Below are 23,348 nucleotides of genomic sequence, written 5' to 3'. Positions count from 1 at the left end.
TAGAATCATCCATGGGCTACTTTTGAGAGAAAATAAGTACATTGGATGTTCAAAAACTACTCAATTCCATACACATATGAACCCAACCACCCCTCGTAGGACTTTTGTCAAGCAATTGGGAATGCTAACAGCCAGTGCATTGGCAATACCCACCATCATTCCCGGTTCCGCACTGGGAAAGAATGGATTTGTAGCACCATCTGACCGGATTAACCTGGCCTTTATCGGAGCTGGAAACCAAGCTGGAAACGATGTTCGCGGCTTTTTGGACGATCCACGGGTGCAGATTACCAGTATCTGCGACATCAATAAGGAAAGTTCCGGATATTGGAACGGTAGGGTAGCGGGTAGGGAATTTATCATGAAAATGGTAGATGATTACTACAGCGAAAAACACGGTAAAAAATTCCGATCAGCGAAGGGTTTTCTGGACTTCCGAGAAATTGTGGAAGCCAAAAATATCGATGCAGTAGAAGTGGTGACCCCCGACCACTGGCATGCCATACCCGTATTGATGGCAGCGGCAAATAAAAAAGACATCTACTGCCAAAAACCTCTGACACTTACCATAGGAGAAGGCAGAGCGATGTCGGATGCGGTCAAAAAATACGGTGTTATCTTTCAAACGGGAAGTCAGCAACGCTCCGGCAAGGAATTCCGGCGGGTATGTGAACTGGTCAGAAATGGCCGCATTGGAAAGCTTCAAACTGTCATCTGTGGTTTGCCAGGCGGTACTCCCGACTTTGGTAAGACCGGCCATCTAACCGAGACTGTTCCCGTTCCCAAAGACTTTGATTACGATACCTGGCTTGGACCGGCACCAGAAGCTCCTTACTCTCCTGCCAGAACCCACGTCAACTACCGATGGGTACTTGATTACTCGGGCGGAATGGTGACTGATTGGGGTGGTCATCATCCGGACATTGCCCAGTGGGGCCTGGGAATGGACCATACCGGGCCTGTAAAGATTCAGAACCCATCTTCTGTATGGTCAGATCATCCCGTTTGGAATACGGCGACGGAGTTTTACTTTGAATGCCTCTATGAAAACGGTGTCAAACTCATTGTTTCCAATGAAGCCGAACAAGGGGTAACGTTTGTCGGTTCGGAAGGCAAGGCTTGGGTAACGAGGGGAAATTATAAAGTCACTCCGGAGAAAATCGACGAAACTATCATTGGCCCGGAAGAAATCAATCTTTACAAAAGCGAAAATCATTATCGAAACTTTATCGATTGTGTCATTTCTAGAAAAGAAACCATAGCACCCTGTGAGGTAGGCCATCGGTCCATTACCATTTCACACTTAGGGAATATCGCCATGATGCTGAACCAAGACCTGGATTGGGATCCGGTGGCGGAGCGCTTTCCGAACAATTTTGCCGCCAATCAATTTTTACATCGGCAGATGAGGGAGCCTTGGGGCGCACTTTACCGAAAGTATCTGGTATGAGGGAAGCATCCCGTTTAAAAACCAAAGGGTTGGCACATAACGTACCAACCCTTTTTTCTTTTAGCAAGCGATCTTAGCATCCTGCCAATGCTTCTCTATATAGACAAATGGTTGGCTATAAAGTCGTTTTTGAACTTACCCTTTGGATCATACTCCCGTATAAGGTCCCGAAAATCACCTATCCGTTCGTATTGGGCTTCCAAATCCGATGCCTGGAGAGTAAAGAGCTTCCCCCAATGAGGGCGCACCCCAAAGGGCTTCAACCTACTTTCAATTTTCGGCAAAAGCTTTTGAACACTCGCCCAATCCGGCTTCCAAGTAAAATGTAACGCAATGCTGTCTCTCCCGTAAGAAGGACTCATCCAGAGTTGATCCGCGGCAATGGATCTGACTTCAGAAATCAGGAGATGCGGATATATTTCGGCACCCATTTCATATAGTGCATGAATGGCTTCCACTGCCCGTTCCCTAGGGACAAAATACTCGGACTGCAACTCCGCACCGCTTGATGGAGTAAACTCCATTTTAAAATGTGGAAGGCGCAGGTGCCAAGGCCCAGGAAGTCCCATCTGTTCGGTGCAGTTTACCGGAGAAATTTCGCGGATAGGGTGTAGATGATTTTGAGCGAGCGTTGCACCATAAAAGTCTTCCGCTACCCGTGGGATCTGCATACCATGAATCCGCATTTTTAACCAAAGTTGATTGATCCGGTGTCCTTGCCAATCGGTAAATAAACTCACACTATACCCACTCGAAAAAATCTCTTCAAAGTGGTCGCTGAGAGAATGCAAGGGTAAATCTTCGTACACAAACTGACACACATCGAAAGTCGGTTCAATCTTCAATGTCACACGGTGAACCACACCTAGCGCTCCCAGATGCACAACCATTCCGTGAAAACGGTCACCATCCCTTTCTTCGGAAACCTGTACTACATCACCGTTGGCGGTAATCAGATCCATCCCAACGACTACAGAAGGCAGGTTCCCATTTTTATCACCCGACCCGTGGGTTCCGGTTGCACAAGCACCCGCCACAGAAATATGAGGCAGGGATGCCAAATTGTGCAGTGCAAAACCCGCCTCATGAAGTGTAGAGGCCAACACCCCATATTGAGTGGATCCATTTACAGATACCGTCCTATCAGCCGCTGAAATCTCGATGAGATCATCCATCGCATCCAGAGAAATCTGACGGTGCGGGGTGTCCGCTATGGTGTTAAAGGAATGCCTAGTTCCCAATACACGAAGATGGTTCTGTTTACTGAGCACTTTTCGAACTTCGGAAACGCCGCCCGGTCTTTCCAGCCCAGAGGCAGAGTAAACGAGGTTTCCCGCCCAATTTTCCCTGGAAACTTGGTGTTTCCCACCGCTACAAGACACCATCGGAAGAAAGCTGTTTCCGGCCAACAGTAGGCCGGAGGTTTTCAAGAAAGCTCTTTTCTTCATCCATCATCGCTTTTAGGGGAAAATACCCAAATCCATGTAACTGACGGCAATTCGCTCAAGCGCAAGAATAAATCCTGCTGTTCGGAGACTTTGTATATTTTTCTCTTTGCGGGTTTTATTCATCTCATGATAGGCGGTCACCATGGTCTCTTCCAAGCCGGAAACCACTAAGTCCCGTTCACTGGCGCCTTTTACGATAATGTCTCTTTGACCCTGCGTAAACCGATCACCAGTCGCATTTTCAATGCTGTCCAAGAGCGCGTCATATTTCTTCATGTCATACCGCTTTTCCAATTTCCCGAAAGAAACCCTAGAAAGGTTCTTCAGCCACTCAAAATAGGAAACTGTCACACCTCCAGCATTTAGGTACATATCTGGGATAATCATCACCTGCTTTTCTGCCAATATCTTCTCAGCTTCCTGGGTCACCGGCCCATTGGCTGCCTCACCAATGATTTTCGCTTTGATTTCGCTGGCATTTTCTCCGGTGATCTGATTTTCCAGTGCTGCTGGAACCAAGATGTCACAGGGATAGGTTAAAAGGGACTTGGCATCTGCAATGAATTCTCCTTTGGTATACCCTTTAAAGCCTTTATTTTCCAGTTGGTAGGCTTTAAGTGCTTCCACGTCAATTCCATCCTCGTCGTAGATACCACCATTGTATTCCGCTACTCCGGTAATCAATGCTCCTGCCTCAGACAGGTACTTGGCAGAATGGTAACCCACATTTCCCAATCCCTGGACAATTACCTTTTTACCCTTCAGACCTGTCGTCAGTCCGAGTGCATCCATATCCTCTTTTACGCTGACTGCCTCCCTGATGCCAAAGAATACACCCATACCTGTTGCCTCCGTGCGCCCATCGATTCCATGCTGGGAGAGCGGCTTACCAGTTACGCAGCCCTTTGCATTGATTACATTCGGGTTAAATGCCTCAAAGGTATCCACGATCCAGGACATCTCTCTGGCACCCGTTCCATAATCCGGGGCAGGCACATCAATGGCCGGACCAATAAAATTTTTTTTGATCAATTCCGAAGTATACCGTCGCGTGATTCGCTCAAGCTGACTAACGTTGTATTTGGTAGGGTCGATGCTTACACCACCCTTTGCACCTCCGAAGGGAATATTTACCAGTGCACATTTATAGGTCATCAAGGCAGCTAGCCCTTTTACTTCCTCTTCATTTACATAACTGCTGTACCGTATCCCTCCTTTGACCGGGAGCTTGTGATGGGAATGCTGTATGCGATAGCCTTTCAAGACCTGGTAGGTACCGTCGTCGTTTCGAATGGGAAAACTGAATTTAAAGATAGCGTTGCAGGCCTTTATCTGCTCTAGCAGTCCGGGGTGAATATCCATGTGCGCAGCAGCACTGTCCACGGCCATGCACACATCGTCGAATAAACTGTACGCTTCATTTGCTTCTGACATAGTTGGTATTGTTTGAGTGAAAGAGTGATTTTATTATCCATTAAAAGAGTGAAAAGCCAAAAGGAGAATGCTTGAAATAGCATCCAAAAAGGGCTTTACTGTTCCCAAAGGTCGGACTGTGCGTAAGGGCTACCTGGAACTTCGGTAAAAAAGGTGCCATCCACGAACCTAAACTGCACAGATAGGCTGTTTAGTTGCCTCAGTTCCTCTGCATCAAGTATAACCTCCTGCGCCGCAAAGTTCTGCGTAATCCGCGCCTGATTTACAGATTTGGGGATCACTGCCATACCCCGGTGAAGCGCGTACGCAATCAATACTTGGGCCGGGCTTACACCGTGGTTCCTGGCAATCTCGGCAACTGCTTGATCCTCTAACAGAACCGGGTCGTCTTCTCTCCTCCTCGCCTTTGGGCGGTCTGCTGAACCCAACGGTGAATACGCCGTAAGTAGGATGCCACGCTCCTTGCAAAAACTCACCAGTTCGTCCTGGCGCAGATAGGGGTGCGATTCGATTTGGTTCATTTCGGGCCTAACATCTGAAGAATCCAGTATTTCTGTCAGTTTGGCGATATTAAAATTAGACACCCCTATATGGCGTGCGCGCCCGGAGATCTTTTGATTTACCATTCCTTTCCATGTGCCGGAAAGAGACGCTTCTTCATAGGAAAGATAATCATCGCCCTGCTTGGGAAACAAAACGTGAGATTTGAGGGCCACGGGCCAGTGAATCAGATATAAATCCACGTAGTCTAACTGGAGATCAGCCAATGTGCGGTCCAATCCACCGGCTACTTCGCCCTCTAAATGAGCATTATTCCACAATTTTGACGTGATAAAGATTTCTTCTCGCCTTACGATGCCATCGGCAAAGGCCTTCGTCAGCGCATCTCCCACCTCTTTTTCGTTTTGATACACGGCCGCACAGTCTAAATGGCGGTATCCTGCCTGCAATGCCCAAAGTACTGCCTGGAATACTTCACCAGGTGCAGATTTCCACGTACCCAGGCCTATAGCTGGCATTGTATCCCCATTCGAAAAGGTCAATTGATTCATAAATGTGTTGGTGTAATTGGTTGGTGTATGTTTAGATGTAATGTTATAGCAGAAAATACCCGAACGATCCGATCCGAGATGCAAACCTATTTTTAACGAACGTAAAAAGGAGCCCATGGTTTTAGGTCAACACCTCCAACCGACTGGTAGTAGGCTCTTTTTTGGTTTTATGAAGATACGAAAAAAGGCGCAAAAGAAATAGAATCTTTCGCCGTTTACATCGCTATTCTATTTAAAACTAAAAAATCCTGCTATGTACAGGATTTTTTAAAATGAAATAAATACTATCTGATCGCTAGAGACCAAACAAGCGGGGCAACCAAAGCGTAAGCTGTGGAAACAGCGTGATGATCAATAGCCCTACTATCATTGTGATAAAAAACGGCAGCAAGGGCAAAAACACCTTTGCAATACTGGTCTTAGCCACACCCACACCAACAAAGAGTACAGAACCTACTGGCGGCGTACAAACTCCGATACATAGGTTGAGCACCATCATAATGCCAAAATGCACTGGATCTATGCCCAAGGAAACAACGGCAGGTAAAAAGATGGGGGTAAAAATCAATACTGCGGGCGTCATATCCATAAAGGTCCCGACAAACAACAGGATTAAATTGATAATAATCAATATCACAAACTTATTCTCGCTGAGAGCCAACAAACTGGCACTAATGGACTGGGGAATATTTTCACTGGACATGGCCCAAGACATACTCATAGAGGTGGCGATCAGCAGCATCACGATCGAGGTAGTCTCCGAAGATTTCAACAAAATTTTGGGGAGATCCTTTAGGCTGATTTCTCTATAGATAAACGATAGGATGATGGTATAGACCACAGCGATGGCAGAAGCCTCAGTAGCAGTAAATACTCCCACCACAATACCACCGATTACTACCACAAGCAAAAACAAACTAGGCAGGGCATCCAAAAACTTCTTCACCAGCTCTTTGAGGGGAGTCACTTCGCCGTGCTTGAGGTTGTGCTTCTTGATAAAAACAGCCGCAGTACCCATCAACAGCAAACCGATCAAAATACCGGGAATGTAACCTGCCACAAACAGGGCCGCAATGGAAACTCCGCCGCTAGCCAATGAGTAAACGATCAACACATTGGATGGAGGAATGATCAAACCTGTGGTGGAGGAGGTGATGTTTACCGCTGCCCCCAACTCCCGAGGATAGCCCTCTTTTTCCATGCGGGGCCCCAAAATACCGCCAATCGCAGAAGCCGCTGCTACTGCAGAACCCGCAATGGCACCAAAAAGCATAGAGGCAATCACATTTACATACAAAAGACCACCCGGAAGACGCCCCGTAATCGCTTTCGCCAAATCAATCAAGCGATTCGCAATACCTCCCTTGTTCATAATTTCTCCGGCAAGAATAAAAAACGGAATGGCCAACAGCGAAAAACTGTCCAATCCCGTACCCATACGCTGAGCGATGGTGGTGGCAGAAGGAACCGTGGCAATGGTCACGGTCAACGTAAGAAAACTGGAAAGGCCCAAGCTCCATGCTACCGGCACCCCCAAAGCCATCAAAGTGATAAAGCTTAAGACAAGTATGACAACACTGATATATTCCATGAAATTTAGCTATTTTGGGTAATGGGGTGAATAAGGATTTTTCGAATTTCCACGATTTGGTAAAACAGCACCAACAAACCACTGATGGGTATGATCACATACACGTAGGCCAATGGAAGACCCAAAGTTGCTGATTTCTGCTGGAGTGTATAGGTGATATACACCAGATTTCCCCCACCTAAAATCATCACGGGAACTACAAAGGCTACTATAACCAGGTGAATAAAAACCATCAAACGCTGCTTTGCAACACCGTGTAATTTTTGTGGATAGATATCGATGGCCAAGTGTTCGTTTTTACCCGCGACATAGGCAGCCCCCAACATGCCTAGCCATACTAGCAGGTACCTTGATAGCTCATCGGTGTAGGAACTAGGAGACTGAAACACATAGCGCGAAAGCACCTGCCAGGTCACATTGAATACCATAACCCCCATGATGACGATCAGCATCACAGATACGACTCGGTCGATATTGCTTTTTAACTTTTCCATACGATTCAATAACTTCGGATTTTTTCTACCAGCTCATACATCTCGGGGTCATTCACCTTCAACGCCTCGTATACACTTTCAACCGCCTTGCGGAAAGGTTCTTTGTCAGGATAGGAAACCTCAACACCCGCTTCTTGGAGGATGCGCATAGATTCTTCCACCGACTCCGCCCAAAGCTTGTACTGGTAGGTGGCCGATTCGTCGGCAGCTTCCTGAAGCCACTGCTTTTCCTGATCACTCAGCCTTTCCCAAACTTTGGTGCTGACAATCATCATGTCCGGAACGGCAGTATGTTCGTTGAGGCTATAGAATTTACACACTTCGTAATGCCGGGAGGTCAGCAAACTGGGCGGATTGTTTTCAGCACCATCCACGATACCCTGCTGAAGCGCTGTATACAGTTCCCCAAATGACACCGGTGTAGGTGAACCACCAAAGCTTTGAATCAACCGGACAGCCGTTGGGCTTTCCATTACTCTAATCTTCAGGCCTTTGATATCCTCTGGATTTTCTACCGGCTTGGCCTTGGTATAAAAACTCCGCTTACCAGCATCGTAAAAGCAAAGACCTTTAAACCAATATTTTTCTCCTGCGGCCAGCAGATCCTTGCCAATCGGCCCTTGCAATACCTTCAACTGATGCTCGTCGTCCCGGAATAGGTAGGGTTGACTTAGCACTTTGATTTCCGGCGCAAACCCTTCCATGGCCGCTGTGGAAACCTTCGTCATGGCCAAGCTGCCTATCTGCAGGAGCTCTACGAGTTCCCGCTCAGAACCCAATTGCTGATTGGGGTAGACCTGTATTTTGACTGCCCCGTCGGACTTTTCTTCCACCCGTTCGGCCATAAAAATCATGGCGGCATGAACGGGGTGGCTGGTATCGAGGCCATGGCCTAATTTAAGGATGCGGACTCCTCCTGGCTTGGAGCAGGATCCCAACAGAAAGACCAGCCCAAGGCTAAGCCCGACCAAGATGCGAGGTATTCGGGGTAAATTGTTAAAAGAACGCTTTGTCATGTTTGGGTAAACTTAATTTCCGCTTATTTATTTGGGTGAAATACAAATCAATAAAATTACTGCCTAAATTCATGTCTAAATAGCATTTTTTTACAGGATCGGAACCAAGATTTACTCATAAAATAAGCTATTTCTTTGAAGGTCAACGCAGTAACTTGCCCACATTTTCTCCTTTCACCAGATGTTCCACTTCTTCGACGGTCACAAAATTGGCATCGCCGGGAATAGAATGCTTGAGTACTGACGCAGCCACGGCATAGTTCAATGCTTCTGCATCGTCCTTATAAAGCAGCCCGTAGATCAATCCGGCCATAAATGCGTCTCCTCCCCCCACTCTATCCACTATACTTGGCATATCAAAGGATCTACTGCTGACCAACTCCCGACCGTTCCACAATACACCGGACAGGATATTATGGGAAGAACCGAGTGACTCCCGCTGAGTAGTAGAAATGTATTGTATCGTCGGGTACTGTCGCTGTGCTTCCACACAGGCCTGCACATAATCTGTCTCCTGTATACCCAGGCAGTTTTCCAGATCGGTTAAACCAGCGATAATCACATCGGTATGTCTGATCAGTTCAGGCATCACGTCGAGGGGAGACTTGCCATATTGCCAGAGATTTCGGCGGTAATTGATATCACCACTGATCTTGACATCGTATTGCCGGGCGGCCTGCACTGCACTGAGGCAAAGCTTGGCCGTTGCGGCGGAGATAGCTGGCGTTATGCCAGTCCAATGGAACCAATCTGCCCCGTCAAACACACTCGCCCAGTCCACCTCCGCTCCATCGAACAACGAAAACGCAGAATAGAATCTATCATAAATTATTTTGGAAGAGCGGTGCATTGAGCCGTTTTCAAAAAAATACAGGCCCATTCTGCCTTCACGGAGAAATACAAATGAGGTGTCGATGCCCGCCGAACGAAGGTAGCGTATGCCCGCCTTGCCGATGTCGTGGTTTGGAAATGCGCATACATGGGCAACGGACTGATCCCAGTAGGCCAGCGAGGCAGCCACGTTTGCTTCTGCGCCTCCGTATTGAACCTCATAATCATGCGTTTGGATAAAGCGCTCGTGTCCCGGCGTAGAAAGCCGCATCATGACTTCTCCGAGCGTGATGATTCGTTTGGTCATCTGTACCATCTGGTTAGGGTATTAATCGGGCCAACCCGGTCGAAAAAAAAGCCTTCAGGAAACCTTATTTCTACGAATTATTCCTAAATTGTGCAATCGATTGCTCAATATAACACAAAAAAACGAAATGAAACATAAAGTGCTTAAAATACATCCTGCAGATAATGTACTGGTAGCTTTGGCGGATTTGAGAAAGGGAGACACGGTGCAGTTTGAAAACCAAGCCTATACCTTACACACTGATGTCAACGCAAAGCACAAGTTTGCCATACAGGGCTTTCAGCCTGGGGATCATATCTATATGTACGGGATCATCGTCGGAAAAGCGCTACACCCGATTGCTGCCGGCGAAGCCATCACCACACAGAATGTAGCACATGCCACTTCAACATTTACCGGTAGACGGGATTCGGCTACCTGGCAAGTGCCTGATGTAAGCAAGTGGAAAAGCAGAACCTTTGATGGCTATCACCGCGCCGACGGAAAAGTAGGCACCGCAAATTATTGGTTGGTCGTTCCCTTGGTTTTTTGTGAAAACCGAAACATCGAGATACTAAAACAGGCTTTTGTTGAAGAGCTCGGATTTGTTAAACCAAATCCCTACACCAGCATCGTTCGGCAAATGAAGAATCAGTATCTGAGCAATGGATCTACCAACTCGGGAGAGATGATGCTAGACACTGTAGAAGCGTCCGAAAACGATAGAGTTTTCAAGAACGTGGATGGTATTAAATTTCTTACCCATCAGGGAGGTTGCGGAGGGATCCGCCAAGATTCCGAGGCGCTTTGTGCCTTGATTGCCGGCTACATCGCCAATCCCAATGTAGCAGGGGCAACAGTCCTCAGTTTGGGTTGTCAGAATGCACAACCCGCTATCCTTCGGGAAAAGCTGGCAGCCTTATCCCCCAAACCCGAAAAGCCAGTAATCATATTGGAGCAGCAGCGGGAGGGAACAGAATCCACCTTGCTCCAACGGGCCATACAGGAAACGTTTCTTGGATTGGTCGACGCAGACAAAGTAGAACGTCAACCCGCTCCCCTATCCCAACTCACCATCGGCTTGGAATGCGGTGGGTCGGACGGATTTTCTGGCATATCGGCAAATCCCGTCCTCGGGCATGTTTCCGATATCCTAGCGGCCCTTGGGGGGAAAAGCATCCTTTCTGAATTCCCCGAACTCTGCGGAGTTGAGCAGGAATTGATCAATCGCTGCACCACGGACGAAGCCGCGGAAAAATTTGTCCACCTGATGCGGGCCTATGCAGCCCGAGCGGAAGCTGTGGGTTCTGGGTTTGACATGAACCCATCTCCAGGCAATATCAAAGATGGCTTAATTACCGACGCCATCAAATCTGCTGGGGCCGCCAAAAAAGGAGGTACCTCTCCTATCGTAGACGTGCTAGACTACACCGAACAAGCTGTAACGCCGGGGTTGAACCTACTATGTTCGCCAGGTAACGACGTTGAAAGTACGACAGCGATGGCCGGATCCGGAGCCAACATTATTCTTTTTACAACAGGATTGGGCACTCCTACAGGTAACCCGATTACACCAGTAATCAAAGTATCTTCCAACCACAAGCTGGCGGAAAAAATGGCCGATATCATTGACGTAGATACGGGGTATGTGGTGTCTGGCGAAAGGACCATTGAAGAGGTCGGCGACGACATGATGGAATTTATCATTCAGGTGGCAAGTGGAAAAATCAAACCCAAAGCCGTGCAGTTAAACCAAGATGATTTTATCCCTTGGAAAAGAGGCGTATCTTTGTAATTCACCCAAGAAGTTTTTACAAACCAACCAAAATCCCAATCTATGTCTAACTTATTTTCAGTAAAGAACAAAATAATCATGGTCAGCGGGGCCACGGGTATTTTGGGCAAAGCAATCGCCAAACACCTGGCCGCTGAAGGCGCACAGGTTATTATTTTAGGCAGAAACCCTGAAAAAGTCAACGCACTTGTCCAAGAAATCAAAGATGAGGGCGGATTTGCCCACCCCGCCGTTGCTGATGTAACCCAAGAGCAGCAACTGCAAACGCTTTTTGGTGAACTAAGCCAGGAGTTTGAACAGCTGGATGTCCTGATCAATGCTGCAGGAGGCAATATGCCAGGTGCAGTGGTGATGCCAAACCAGTTTTTGACCGATCTTTCAGGCGAAGATGTACGCAAAATCATGGATTTGAACTACATGGGAACCTTCCTGCCCACTAAGATTTTCTTGCCCATGATGACAGGAACCAAAGTGGGCAGTGTTATCAATATCTCATCGATGGCAGCTAGTAGGCCGATGACGCGTGTGATGGGATATGCCTCCGCAAAGGCAGCAATTGATAACCTGACCAAGTGGCTCGCCACGGAGTTTGCCAAGAAATATGGTGAAGGCATGCGGGTCAACGCAGTAGCACCTGGATTCTTTTTGACCGAACAGAACCGTACGCTTTTAACTAACCCAGACGGCAGCCTCACCGAAAGAGGCACCTTAATCATCCAAAACACACCCATGGCACGATTTGGAAGTCCCGACGAATTGTTCGGGGCCATTCAGTTTCTATGTAGCGATGCCTCCAAGTTTGTTACTGGAACGATAATTGAAGTAGATGGAGGATTCAATGCATTTTCAGGAGTATGAGCAATAAACCCGTATTAATGGAGCAGACCATGAGATGGTATGGCCCCAACGATCCCGTAAGCCTAACAGATATCCGACAATCAGGTGCCACCGGGATAGTGACCGCATTACACAATCTACCCAACGGAACCGTTTGGCCAAGAGAAGCCATCCGCGAACGGAAGGAATTGATTGAAAGAGCAGGCTTGACGTGGTCGGTCGTAGAGAGTGTCCCGGTTCACGAAAACATCAAAACCAGAAGTGGTAATTTTCAGACCTACATTCAAAACTACCAGCAAACCATTCGTAACCTTGGCGCAGAGGGCATCCATGTGGTGTGTTACAACTTTATGCCGATATTGGATTGGACCCGAACAGATCTAGGCTATACCCTGGACAACGGAGCGAAAGCACTCCGATTTGACATGACGCATCTCGCTGCATTTGACGTCCACATATTGAAGCGCACAAATGCGGAAAAGGACTATACCGCGTCTATTCTGCAAAAAGCTAAAACCTACGTGGAGAACATCAGCGAAGAGGAAAGAGAACGATTGGTTAACACCATCATTGCAGGCCTACCCGGTGCGGAGGAAGGCTATACCGTGGAGGACTTCCAGTCGGCGTTGGATACCTATTCGAATATAGATGCCGAAAAACTGGCTCTTCATCTACAGCTCTTTCTGGACGAAATAATACCCATTGCCGAGGAAAGCGGCGTCTTTATCTGTGTTCACCCCGATGATCCTCCATTTCCGATCTTTGGATTGCCTAGGGTGGTGAGTACTGCAAACGATTACGACAGAATCCTCGCGGGCAACGACAGCCCACACAATGGATTTACCTTCTGCACGGGTTCCTTAGGGGTAAGAGCAGACAATAACCTACCCGAGATGGTGAAAAAATACGGTGACTACTTCCACTTTGTCCACCTGCGCAGTACCCAGCGCGACGAAGAGGGCAATTTTTACGAAGCCAATCACTTGGAGGGTGATGTACCCATGGTGGCGGTCGTAAAGGAACTCGTTCTGCTGCAACAGCGTACAGGAAAAGCACTTCCCATGCGACCCGACCACGGGCATCAGATGCTGGATGATCTAAGCAAAGTTACTAACCCCGGCTATTCAGCTATTGGCCGACTAAAAGGATTGGCAGAACTTCGAGGCGTAGAACAGGCCTTGGTTCACAGAATGAAACAAAAAGAAATATAAACGACTAAAGTAACCTAAACTAATCATGAAGAATAACAACCAAGCGAGGAGAAAATTCCTAAAGAAAACCGCCATGACCACCGCAGGTATTTCTGCATTGGGTGCGTTTGGATTTTCCGCAAAAAGCTATGGGAAAATCATTGGAGCCAATGAGCGCATCAACGTCGCCATCGCAGGATTAGGTCGTAGATTGGGCGCCTTTTACCAGCCCATAGGACTGAAATCCAGCAACGTAAATTTGGTATACCTTTGCGATGTAATGGAGTCCCAACGAGAAAAGGCTCTACAAAATTTCCAAAAGGTGATTGATTACAAGCCCAAGTTGGAAAACAGTATCCTGAAAGTCATAGAGGATAAAGAGGTGGATGCACTTATCAACGCAACCCCAGACCACTGGCATGCACCAGGTACCTGGTTGGCATTGGAAGCTGGCAAGCACGTATACGTGGAAAAACCCTGTAGTCACAACCCCTACGAGGGAGAACTGCTGGTAGCCTATCAGAAAAAATACAACAAAGTAGTGCAAATGGGTAACCAACAGCGTTCCGCACCCGAATCTATTGAGATCATAAACGAAATCCATAACGGGGTAATCGGAAACGTGTTTAAAGCAACTGCGTTTTACAATTCTGCCCGAGGGGAAGTGCCTGTACCCCAAAAAGCAGCACCACCCCAAGGATTGGATTGGGAATTGTTTCAGGGCCCTGCCCCTAGGAGGGAATACAAACACGATACGTGGAACTACAACTGGCACTGGTACGGGTGGGATTACGGTACGGCCGAATCCGGAAACAATGCAACCCACGAACTGGATGTTGCCCACTGGGCACTGAAGGTTGACTTTCCATCCAGGGTAATCGTGGATTCCGGTAAATACCACTGGCCAAACGATGGTTGGACCATGTACGACACCATGGACGCGGTTTTTAAATTTGACGGAAACCGCACCATACAATGGGACGGGAAAAGTCGAAATGGATACAACACCTTTGGCCCTACCGGCAGAGGTACCATTATCTACGGATCAGATGGAACGGTGTTCGTGGATCGAGGAGGATACAAGCTGTATGATAGGGCCGGCAAGCTTGTGAAGGAAAATGCATCCGGCAGTGACGAAGGCGGCACACAACTTGGAGGCGGCGGTGGCATGTCTACGCGGCACGTCGTCAACTTCTTTGAGGCAATTCGCGGAAAGGAAGCTCAGCGGGCCCCGATCGACGAGGGCGCAAAAAGTGTTCTACTTTGCCACCTGGCTAACATTGCCTCCCGTACCGGCGAAATCTTGGACGTGGATCCAAAAAACGGCCACATCAAGAATAGCAAAAAAGCGATGGCGCTTTGGAAAAGGGAATACGAAAAGGGTTGGGAGCCTAAATTGAAGGCCTAGTAGTATTAGGTAATTTCATCTATAAAAAGTAGCCTTAAATCTAGAATAAAGGTAATACGGGTGGATTCGTTCGGATCCACCCCTCATTTACAGGTAATCAAAAGCCACAATCCTTTCCAGTGAAACCAACAGATCTTACAGTATCACGTACACATCAACTTTCCCAAAACCCAGATAATCATGAGAAACAAAAATCTAGTAATCCTAATCCTTATCATTTTTTTCTTGCCATTGCTGCCTACGATTGCTGCAAATGATGGATTAACCCCACACTTTATGGAGGATAACGAGCGAATTCAACTCATCCAAAACGACGCAGAACGCAGAGTGGATGTCATCATTGACGGCAAGCATTTTACTTCCTATATTTACCCAGAAAACATCGCCAAGCCAGTCCTTTATCCCATAAAAACCGCAAGTGAGACTTTTATCACCCGTGGGTATCCTATCGCCAACCGACCAGGAGAACGCGTAGACCACCCACACCACATTGGCCTATGGCTGAACTACGGCGATGTCAATGGTTTGGATTTCTGGAATAACTCCGAGGCAATTTCACCGGAAAGGAAAGATCGATACGGCACTATCCTCCACAAGAGCATTGTCAAAGCAGTTAGCGGGTCCAAGGAAGGGACATTGGAAGTAACCATGGACTGGGTTGACAGCAAAGGCAACGTGCTATTAACCGAAAATACCACGTTTATTTTTGCCGGAAAGGGAGATAAACGTACCATTGATCGAATCACCAAGCTGACTGCTCGCACCGACGTGTCCTTTACCGATAACAAAGAGGGCATGCTTGGACTCCGAATGGCAAGAGAACTGGAGCACCCTTCGGATAAACCGGAGAAGTTTACCGACGCACAGGGCAATCCAACCGACGTTCCCTCCATGAATAATGAAGGTGTAACCGGAAAATACCGCAGCAGCGAAGGACTGGAGGGGGATGACGTATGGGGAACCCGTGGAAAATGGATGAATCTAAGCGGAACAATTCAAGGTGAAAACATCTCAGTTGCCATACTAGACCACCCACTAAATGTAGGTTTCCCAACATACTGGCATGCAAGAGGATATGGCCTGTACGCGGCAAACCCATTGGGCCAAAAAGCCATGAGCAGTGGAAAGGATGAGCTAAACCATAGCTTGAAAAACGGAGAGTCCACGACCTTCAGGCACCGCATTGTCGTCTACTCTGGCAAAGCCGTTGGAGATAAAGACGTTGAAAAGGACTATAAGGCATTTACAAAATAAGCCCTTCTTTTTATGAAATTTAGTATTAAATTGGCCTTCGAAGTCGTAGGTGTATAACCCACCGTTAACGTTAACTTTAATCGTATAAGCATATGACGCCCCCCATTGACAGAAGGAAATTTATCGGAAAAGCCATGTTGGCCGGTGCCGGACTAAGCATGAGTCAGCACTTTGAAGCATTCACGAAGCCTTACAGCCAGAAGAACGAAAAGCGAGTCGGAATTATCGGCTTAGATACCTCACATAGCATCGCATTTACCAAGGCGTTTAATGCTTCGGATGCTGCGGCCGATTTGGGGGGATACAAGGTTGTTGCTGCCTATCCACAGGGCAGCAAAGACATCAAGTCATCGGTAGACCGCATTCCGGGATACATCAAGGAAATTCAGGAATTGGGTGTAGAAGTGGTCGATTCCATACAGGCGCTTTTGGACAAAGTTGATTTTGTCCTTCTGGAAACAAACGATGGACGACTCCATTTGGAACAGGCCTTGGAAGTGTTTAAAGCTGGAAAGCGAATGTTTATCGACAAACCCATCTCCGCATCTCTGGTGGATGCAATTGCCATATTCAAAGCCTCAGAGAAGTATGGACTACCTACGTTTTCCTCGTCCTCACTCCGGTATATGGAAAATGTGATCGCGGTAAATAAGGGAAAGATAGGTAAAGTCTTGGGAGCGGATGCGTATAGTCCCGCCACGCTTGAACCCACTCACCCGGATCTGTTCTGGTATGGTATTCATGGCGTTGAAACACTCTACGCGGTGATGGGCAAAGGCTGCAAAACCGTGCAGCGTACCTTCCATCCCGATTCAGAAGTGGTTGTCGGCACCTGGGAAGACGGTCGGATCGGCACCTTCAGAGGTCTACGCTCCGGTAAGACTGGCTATGGAGGTACTGCATTTGGATCCGAAGGAATCATCGACTTGGGGCCGTACGGAGGCTACAGACCTCTGTTGGTAGAGATTGCTCAATTTTTCAATACAGGTAAACCTCCCATTGATCCGCAAGAAACCATTGAATTATTTGCCTTTATGGAGGCTGCCAGTGAAAGTCGACGTAAAAAGGGACAGGCAATTGCTATTGCCGATGTGATGACAAAAGCCCAAAAAGCGGCAGATAAAATCAGCCTCTGACGTTGAGAAACAACTATAGACATATGAAAAATTCTAGAAGAACCTTTGTAAAGAAAGCAGCCGCAGGTGCTGCTTTGGCATCTGTAGGTGGCATTCTCCCCGGAATATCTGCGAAAAGCTATGCCAGAATCCTGGGGGCAAACGAGCGCATTCAGGTCGCCTGTATGGGGGTGGTCAGCCGTGGAATGGCCGTAGGGAGCAACTTTGCCGGACAGGATAATTGCGAGGTAATTTACAGTTGTGACGTCGATTCCAACGCTTCGTCCAAATTTACTGCCGCTATCCAAGAAATTCAGGGAACAAAACCCAAGGAACAAAAGGACGTCAGAAAAGTCCTCGAAGATAAGGACGTAGACGCCCTTGTAGTGACCGCACCGGACCATTGGCATGCACCTGCGGCCCTGATGGCCGTACAGGCTGGAAAACACGTCTACTTGGAGAAACCCTGTAGCCACAACCCCAAAGAAGGGGAAATGCTGATCGCTGCGCAGCGGAAATACCAAAAAGTAATTCAAGTGGGCAATCAGAGGCGTTCATGGCCCAATGTAGTTGCTGGTATCAAAGAGGTTCATAATGGTGCCATCGGCAAACCGTATATGGCAAAAACCTGGTATGCCAACAACCGCGGACCAATCGGACAGGGAAAGAAAGTCGCCGTACCTGATTGGTTGGATTTCGACCTATGGCAAGGCCCTGCCCCACGGGAAGACTATCGGGATAACCTCATCCATTACAACTGGCACTGGTTCTGGAATTGGGGAACAGGCGAAGCGTTAAATAATGGTACGCATATGGTAGACTTGGCGCGATGGGGTCTACAGGTAGATTACCCAACCATGGTGAATTCAGCCGGCGGACGCTACCACTATCAGGATGACTGGGAAACACCAGACACCCAGATCATCAACATGGAGTTTGGCGATAAAGGAGTGATTACCTGGGAAGGAAGGAGCTGCAACGGCAAACACATTGAAGGAGGCTCCGTTGGGGTGCTTTTCTATGGAGAAACCGGCAGTGTACTGATCGAAGGCGGAAATTCCTACAAGATCTTTAACCTTAAGAACGAGATCGTCAAAGACGTGAAGAACGACATGCCCATCGATCCCCAAAATCGGGTCAGTCCCGCTCAGGCTTTGGATGCCATTCACATTCAGAACTTTTTTGATGGCATCAAAAAGGGTGTGGAGGTAAGATCTGAGATCGTAGGTGCACACCAAAGCACCCTGTTGGTACAACTTGGAAACATCTCCCAACGTGTAGGCCGCTCCCTACAAATCGATCCATCAAACGGACGCATTAAAAACGATAAGAAAGCCATGGCCCTATGGAGCCGTGACTATCAAAAAGGCTGGGAACCCAAGGTTTAACTCAACCCTTACCTTACCCTACCTCTCCAACTACCCTGCCGGCACAATCCGGCAGGGTTTAATCTATACACTTACCACCTTCTTTTATGGAACTTAGCCTACTCGACCTGGTTGTTATAGCCCTGTTTTTCCTGCTTATGCTGGGTATTGGTATTTGGTCTTATTTCAAAAACACAAACTCGGAAGATTATTTTGTCGCGGGAGGGAAATTGCCCTGGTGGCTTTCGGGGATTTCCCATCACGTTTCCGGATATAGTGGGGCGGTATTTGTGGCCTATGCCGGACTGGCTTATACCCATGGGTTTTCCCTCTATATTTGGTGGGCGCTGACCATTGGTCTTACCATCGTCGTGAGCGCAAGAGTATTCCCGGTCTTTTGGGTTAGGCTCCGTAAACGCTATCAGATACAGTCGCCATTGGAGTTTTTGACAGTTCGGTACAACCTCTTCACCCAACAGTTAATGGCTTGGAGCGGCGTTACTCTAAAGCTCTTTGATATTGGGGCAAAGTGGGCAGCCATTGCCGTACTCCTCAACGTTTTTACCGGCGTGTCGCTGCCGGTAGGTATCTTGGTTTCTGGAGGCATATCCTTATTATACATAACCTTTGGCGGACTTTGGGCAGTGATTATCACGGATTTTGCCCAATTTATTGTGCAGATCATCGCTGGTGTTATCATGTTTGTGGTAGTTGTTGCCAAGCTAGGTGGTATAGGCTCGGTTTTTACCATGTGGGAACAACTTCCCGCAGAGAACAGTCAGCTCTTTCACGAACCTTACACCGTCGGTTTCGCGCTGGCATTTCTATTTATCAACTTCCTTTCCTATAACGGTGGACAGTGGAATCTGGCCACCCGCTACATCTCATCCCCCTCTGAACAACAAGCATCCAAGGCTGCCCGCCTTTCCGGAATCCTATACCTCGTATGGCCGCTTATCTTGTTTTTCCCTATGTGGGCCGCACCGATATTACTCCCGGAGATGGAAGATCCTACCCAATCCTACGGTATATTGACGATGCAACTCTTGCCAATCGGACTGGTTGGTTTGGTGGTAGCATCCTTATTTGCGAACACCATGTCCATGACTTCTTCGGACATCAACACAATAAGTGCCGTAATTACCCGAGATATACTTCCAGCCTTAAATGCCAAGTTTAAAGACGGAAAAAATTCGCTTGGTATCGCTCGGGTAACCACCTTTCTGTTTACACTAGCTACGATCGTCATCGCCTTTCAATTTGAAAGGTTTGGAGGTGTTTTAGGGTTGATTATCAGTTGGTTTGGCGCTTTGGTAGGACCGATAGCCGTCCCTATGCTGTTTGGTGTCATCCCATGGTTTAAGAATTGTGGGCCCGCCGCTGCCATTTCCTCCATTCTAATGGGATTGACTGCTTTTATCTTCACCAAATCCTACGACTTGGGAAGTTTGGCCCTGTCCGTCAGTCTACCGGTGGTGGTTTCCACGATTACTTACATCGTGGTTGGAAAGCTGGGCAAGCAGGAGCCCCCCAAAAAGGTACAACAGATGCTGGATGACCTAGCCGTAGAGCGGTAACTTAGGCTAGCTGAAAGGATACATACTCCCCTGGCCGCTTCTGGGAAAATGCAGCCAAACTCCTGGGGGTTAGTTGAAGTACCCGTGGATAGCCTCCCGTCACCTGTGCATCCCGCATGAGTACGATCAACCTTCCCGACGGCGTAAGCTGCACTGTTCCGGGATAAACCGGTGCACTTAGTATTTCAGGGAGAGCATGTGAAATCGACCCTTCCAATTGGTAGCCCATGCGGTTGATTGACGTGGTCACCTGAAATGAAGACCCCAATAGTTGCTCTTGGCCCCTTAGATCTAGGAGCTCAAAATCAGGGCCTGGATAAGCCGATATTACCGTAGGATGCCAAAAAGACGAAGGCTTGACGTAGGCGTTTTTTGAAGTAATGCGCTCCCTTTTAGGAAAAAACGCTATTTCATCCCCTACCCGAAATCCTGATCTTCCGCTGATTGGCTGATAAAAGCTTTTACTTCCAAAGTAAGTTGGCTGATCCCAATCACCGGCCAAGGCCATGTAAAGCCAGTTTCCCGATCGGGACACCGAAACTTCGATGGTATCACCTCCTTGCAACGTGATCACTTGTTGCATTTGGTAAGGAAGGGTATTTACACTGATTTGAGCAGGCGCACCTGAGAAAGCCACTTGACAGGCACGAGTAAACTCCATGGTAGCCATGCCTTGGTAAAACTCCAAACAGGCCTTTCCTACAGGATTTCCCAACAGCAAATTGGCTCGATTCGCCGAAACAGCATCCATAAATCCCGACTCTGGAATGCCATATGCAGCGTACCCTACGCGCCCAGCATCCTGAAGGCTAACCTGAACGCCGAGCTGTCGAAAATAAAGAAGACCGGACTTACTTCTCATATTCCAAAGTCCTGACCGAGGAACCTAGCCGTTGTTCGTATTCGGTACGAGCGATGGAAAAAAATTGAATAACGTCTCCCGGGGTGAATGGAGGTAGCTGACCACTCACCGGATCAAATAACGTTAGCGGTGTCTTTCCCACCACATGCCATCCGCCCGGACTTTCTACCGGATAGATGCCCGTTTGGGAACCTCCGATGGCAACGGATCCTTTTTCCACTTTTCGCTCAGGAAAGTTCTTCCTACGGCAGTGAAGCGCAGGCACCAAGCCTCCCAGGTACATAAATCCCGGAAGGAAGCCATAAAAATGCAGTAAATAGCCTACTCCCGTATGTAGTCTGATCAACTCATCGAGACCAAGTCCTGTGCTCTTCAGAAAGGGACTCAGATCCTTTGCCAGAGAGGGATCATAGCACACCGGGATTTGCCATCGCTTTGACGACACCTGTCTCTGCCCGGTACTTAAGTCTTCTAACAAAGTCCTTAGTTCGCTTATCTGACAAGTACCTGCCCGAATGGCTACGGACAAACGATGATAGCCCAGTCGAATATCCTTCAGACGATCGCCCAAGTGTTCGGCCAACGAAGACCGTAATTGCAACATCTCGGCTGCGATTTCCTTCGATATTAGTGCAGGCCAACTAATCTCGATAATTTCCGGCGATATTTGTCGAATCGTTTTTTCCATTACCTTGTAACCATTCCGTGATGCTGTATCCATTGGTTTAGGTTTCTGGCAGTATGCAACGCTTCCGGATGGTCGCCATGCAAGCAGAGCGTATCTACCCATATAGCCTTCCAACTACCGTCTGAGGTCCTTACTCGCTGCCGAAGCAACAGTTCTTCCACCTGTTCGCGGATTTCCACCCACGACTTCAGTACAGCACCCTCTTCCGATCGCTTTACCAAGGTCAGGTCAGGGTGGTACCTTCGATCCACAAAGCCTTCATACCACACCTCCACCCCCACTGAACCTGCCGCAGCGGCCATCTCAGAGGCGTACGGAGCATAAAGCTTAGCTCCAGGAAATTCCGACCGCAGGAGTGAGACAAGCAGTTGAGCCAGTACAGAATCCACACAAGCTTCATTATACAATGCACCGTGAAACTTTACATGATGCAGGGGCACCCCCATTCTGTTTAGTTGACCGGTCACTAGCTGAATTTGAGCCTTTACGCTATTTTCCAGGGCGGATGGAAGTATCTCCATCTTAATCCTTCCAAAATTCTCCGGGTCAGGATAAGACGGGTGTGCACCGATTCGAAGGCCATAGGACTGTGCTTGCATCACCGCCTCCCGGATAGTGTCAGGATTTCCGGCGTGACCTCCACAGGCGATGCTACAACTGCTTATAAAGCGCATGATTGCTGCATCGAAACCCATCTCCTCACCCAGGTCTGCATTTACATCTATCCGCTTTACCATTGTCTCAATTTCTATCTGCGACCTATAAAAATATCGTCCAAAGGCCTAATAACCAAACGGCAGCCTATTTCTTACTATGCAGCACATTGGCGAATACTCCCAATTGCAAGTAGCCCTTCGTTTTACCACTAAAATTCTGCGCCAACCATCCAGTTTGAACATTTACACCCCTCGTAAACTGATACCCCAAGGCTATGTACAACCGATTCCGGTCATAGGGGGAATCTTCGAAATGAAAAAACACTTCGTCGTATACACTGGCAAACACGGTCTTAGGTCCCATTCGTTCTTTATTTATAGGCACATTTACCAGCAACCGATACCTAAGCCGATCTCGGTACCGATCCCCTACAAACCGCTGTTCCAGTCGACCTCGGTGTTCAATAAACAAGCGGCCTAGGGTGTGGAAATGCAGCACCTGCTGCCATATACGATGCTCGATAACCGTGGGCGAACTGATTCCTTCTGGCGGATAGCTTTCTATATAGCCATATCCCGCCGTAAGCCACAGCCGAGGTTTCAGGTGATAATTGAGGCCACCCCTCAGCAGCAATTGCTCTTCCTTATGACTAATGTCGTAAGACCGATCCTGAATTTCGGTATGCAGGCTCCACTTCTCCGTAATTTCTGTCCGATTAAAAAACATCAACCACATTCCCTGCCCCTCGCGAAATACCGATTGGCCTTGTCCTATCAAGGGAACAACGAAAACTACCACCAAAATAACTAATCCTCGAACCATCGCCTGACCATGCCTTACATTTACTTGCAAAGTTCGGGAAAATACCTGCAATAAACCCATACATTCGGCTAAAGTGCATCCTAGTCATTTTAGCGGTAAATCCTCCCGTTCTTACCCGTAAAACCACACCTGATACAGGAAATACATAAATATATTTTCAAGGGAAGCATCGAA

The 23,348-nt window shown here is 47.9% G+C and carries 20 protein-coding genes; 9 read left to right on the top strand and 11 right to left on the bottom strand.

Annotated features, from left to right (window positions below; genetic code table 11):
• Positions 1 to 76 precede the first annotated feature (76 nt).
• Positions 77 to 1,450 carry a Gfo/Idh/MocA family oxidoreductase gene (locus JJU34_RS19820; RefSeq protein WP_228694160.1) on the top strand — a complete coding sequence of 458 codons (1,374 nt, stop codon included), beginning with the start codon at positions 77 to 79 and terminating at the stop codon, positions 1,448 to 1,450.
• Between the two features lie 95 nt (positions 1,451 to 1,545).
• On the opposite strand, the gene JJU34_RS19815 is transcribed toward JJU34_RS19820, so the two are convergent.
• From JJU34_RS19815 to JJU34_RS19785, 7 genes are all read right to left on the bottom strand, one after another.
• Entirely contained in the window at positions 1,546 to 2,898 is a 1,353-nt protein-coding gene (locus JJU34_RS19815; protein WP_228694159.1) for a D-arabinono-1,4-lactone oxidase, read from the bottom strand.
• A 12-nt stretch (positions 2,899 to 2,910) separates the two neighbouring features.
• A complete protein-coding gene (locus JJU34_RS19810) occupies positions 2,911 to 4,332 on the bottom strand; it encodes a Glu/Leu/Phe/Val dehydrogenase (protein WP_228694158.1) in 1,422 nt (473 codons plus the stop codon).
• A 95-nt stretch (positions 4,333 to 4,427) separates the two neighbouring features.
• A complete protein-coding gene (locus JJU34_RS19805) occupies positions 4,428 to 5,384 on the bottom strand; it encodes an aldo/keto reductase (protein ID WP_228694157.1) in 957 nt (318 codons plus the stop codon).
• A 295-nt stretch (positions 5,385 to 5,679) separates the two neighbouring features.
• Positions 5,680 to 6,975 carry a TRAP transporter large permease subunit gene (locus JJU34_RS19800; protein WP_228694156.1) on the bottom strand — a complete coding sequence of 432 codons (1,296 nt, stop codon included), beginning with the start codon at positions 6,973 to 6,975 and terminating at the stop codon, positions 5,680 to 5,682.
• Between the two features lie 5 nt (positions 6,976 to 6,980).
• A complete protein-coding gene (locus tag JJU34_RS19795; protein WP_228694155.1) occupies positions 6,981 to 7,469 on the bottom strand; it encodes a TRAP transporter small permease in 489 nt (162 codons plus the stop codon).
• A 5-nt stretch (positions 7,470 to 7,474) separates the two neighbouring features.
• Positions 7,475 to 8,485 carry a TRAP transporter substrate-binding protein gene (locus tag JJU34_RS19790; RefSeq protein WP_228694154.1) on the bottom strand — a complete coding sequence of 337 codons (1,011 nt, stop codon included), beginning with the start codon at positions 8,483 to 8,485 and terminating at the stop codon, positions 7,475 to 7,477.
• Positions 8,486 to 8,627: 142 nt separating this feature from the next.
• Positions 8,628 to 9,623: a sugar kinase gene (locus JJU34_RS19785; protein ID WP_228694153.1), complete on the bottom strand. Its 996-nt coding sequence runs from the start codon at positions 9,621 to 9,623 to the stop codon at positions 8,628 to 8,630.
• 127 nt (positions 9,624 to 9,750) lie between these two features.
• Between JJU34_RS19785 and JJU34_RS19780 the strand changes: the two genes are divergently transcribed.
• The 8 genes from JJU34_RS19780 to JJU34_RS19745 all read left to right on the top strand — a co-directional run bounded on the left by JJU34_RS19780 (position 9,751) and on the right by JJU34_RS19745 (position 20,145).
• Entirely contained in the window at positions 9,751 to 11,397 is a 1,647-nt protein-coding gene (locus tag JJU34_RS19780; RefSeq protein ID WP_228694152.1) for an altronate dehydratase family protein, read from the top strand.
• Between the two features lie 42 nt (positions 11,398 to 11,439).
• The gene (locus JJU34_RS19775; protein ID WP_228694151.1) at positions 11,440 to 12,255 is read left to right on the top strand and encodes an SDR family oxidoreductase; all 816 of its coding nucleotides are present in this window, start codon (positions 11,440 to 11,442) and stop codon (positions 12,253 to 12,255) included.
• Positions 12,252 to 13,445: a mannonate dehydratase gene (gene uxuA, locus JJU34_RS19770; RefSeq protein WP_228694150.1), complete on the top strand. Its 1,194-nt coding sequence runs from the start codon at positions 12,252 to 12,254 to the stop codon at positions 13,443 to 13,445. The genes JJU34_RS19775 and uxuA overlap by 4 nt, the downstream gene beginning before the upstream one ends.
• Before the next feature lie 25 nt (positions 13,446 to 13,470).
• A complete protein-coding gene (locus tag JJU34_RS19765) occupies positions 13,471 to 14,832 on the top strand; it encodes a Gfo/Idh/MocA family oxidoreductase (protein WP_228694149.1) in 1,362 nt (453 codons plus the stop codon).
• 180 nt (positions 14,833 to 15,012) lie between these two features.
• Complete coding sequence (locus tag JJU34_RS19760; protein ID WP_366512731.1) at positions 15,013 to 16,086, top strand: PmoA family protein; 1,074 nt, start codon at positions 15,013 to 15,015, stop codon at positions 16,084 to 16,086.
• A 92-nt stretch (positions 16,087 to 16,178) separates the two neighbouring features.
• Complete coding sequence (locus JJU34_RS19755; protein WP_228694148.1) at positions 16,179 to 17,222, top strand: Gfo/Idh/MocA family oxidoreductase; 1,044 nt, start codon at positions 16,179 to 16,181, stop codon at positions 17,220 to 17,222.
• 23 nt (positions 17,223 to 17,245) lie between these two features.
• Positions 17,246 to 18,589: a Gfo/Idh/MocA family oxidoreductase gene (locus JJU34_RS19750; RefSeq protein ID WP_228694147.1), complete on the top strand. Its 1,344-nt coding sequence runs from the start codon at positions 17,246 to 17,248 to the stop codon at positions 18,587 to 18,589.
• An 86-nt stretch (positions 18,590 to 18,675) separates the two neighbouring features.
• On the top strand, positions 18,676 to 20,145 hold the full coding sequence (locus JJU34_RS19745) for a sodium:solute symporter family protein (protein ID WP_228694146.1): 1,470 nt from the start codon (positions 18,676 to 18,678) through the stop codon (positions 20,143 to 20,145).
• A gap of 1 nt (position 20,146) precedes the next feature.
• On the opposite strand, the gene JJU34_RS19740 is transcribed toward JJU34_RS19745, so the two are convergent.
• The 4 genes from JJU34_RS19740 to JJU34_RS19725 all read right to left on the bottom strand — a co-directional run bounded on the left by JJU34_RS19740 (position 20,147) and on the right by JJU34_RS19725 (position 23,204).
• On the bottom strand, positions 20,147 to 21,007 hold the full coding sequence (locus JJU34_RS19740) for a biotin-dependent carboxyltransferase family protein (protein ID WP_228694145.1): 861 nt from the start codon (positions 21,005 to 21,007) through the stop codon (positions 20,147 to 20,149).
• Entirely contained in the window at positions 20,997 to 21,695 is a 699-nt protein-coding gene (locus JJU34_RS19735) for an allophanate hydrolase subunit 1 (protein WP_228694224.1), read from the bottom strand. Before JJU34_RS19735 ends, JJU34_RS19740 begins: the two co-directional genes overlap by 11 nt.
• Positions 21,695 to 22,432 (bottom strand): LamB/YcsF family protein, encoded by a 738-nt coding sequence (locus JJU34_RS19730; protein ID WP_228694144.1) that lies wholly within the window; start codon positions 22,430 to 22,432, stop codon positions 21,695 to 21,697. Before JJU34_RS19730 ends, JJU34_RS19735 begins: the two co-directional genes overlap by 1 nt.
• Before the next feature lie 64 nt (positions 22,433 to 22,496).
• The gene (locus tag JJU34_RS19725; protein ID WP_228694143.1) at positions 22,497 to 23,204 is read right to left on the bottom strand and encodes a DUF2490 domain-containing protein; all 708 of its coding nucleotides are present in this window, start codon (positions 23,202 to 23,204) and stop codon (positions 22,497 to 22,499) included.
• Positions 23,205 to 23,348: the final 144 nt, after the last annotated feature.

The organism is Lunatimonas sp., assembly GCF_020832325.1.
GTDB lineage: Bacteria > Bacteroidota > Bacteroidia > Cytophagales > Cyclobacteriaceae > Lunatimonas.
This window is presented reverse-complemented; position numbering and strand designations above follow the sequence as displayed.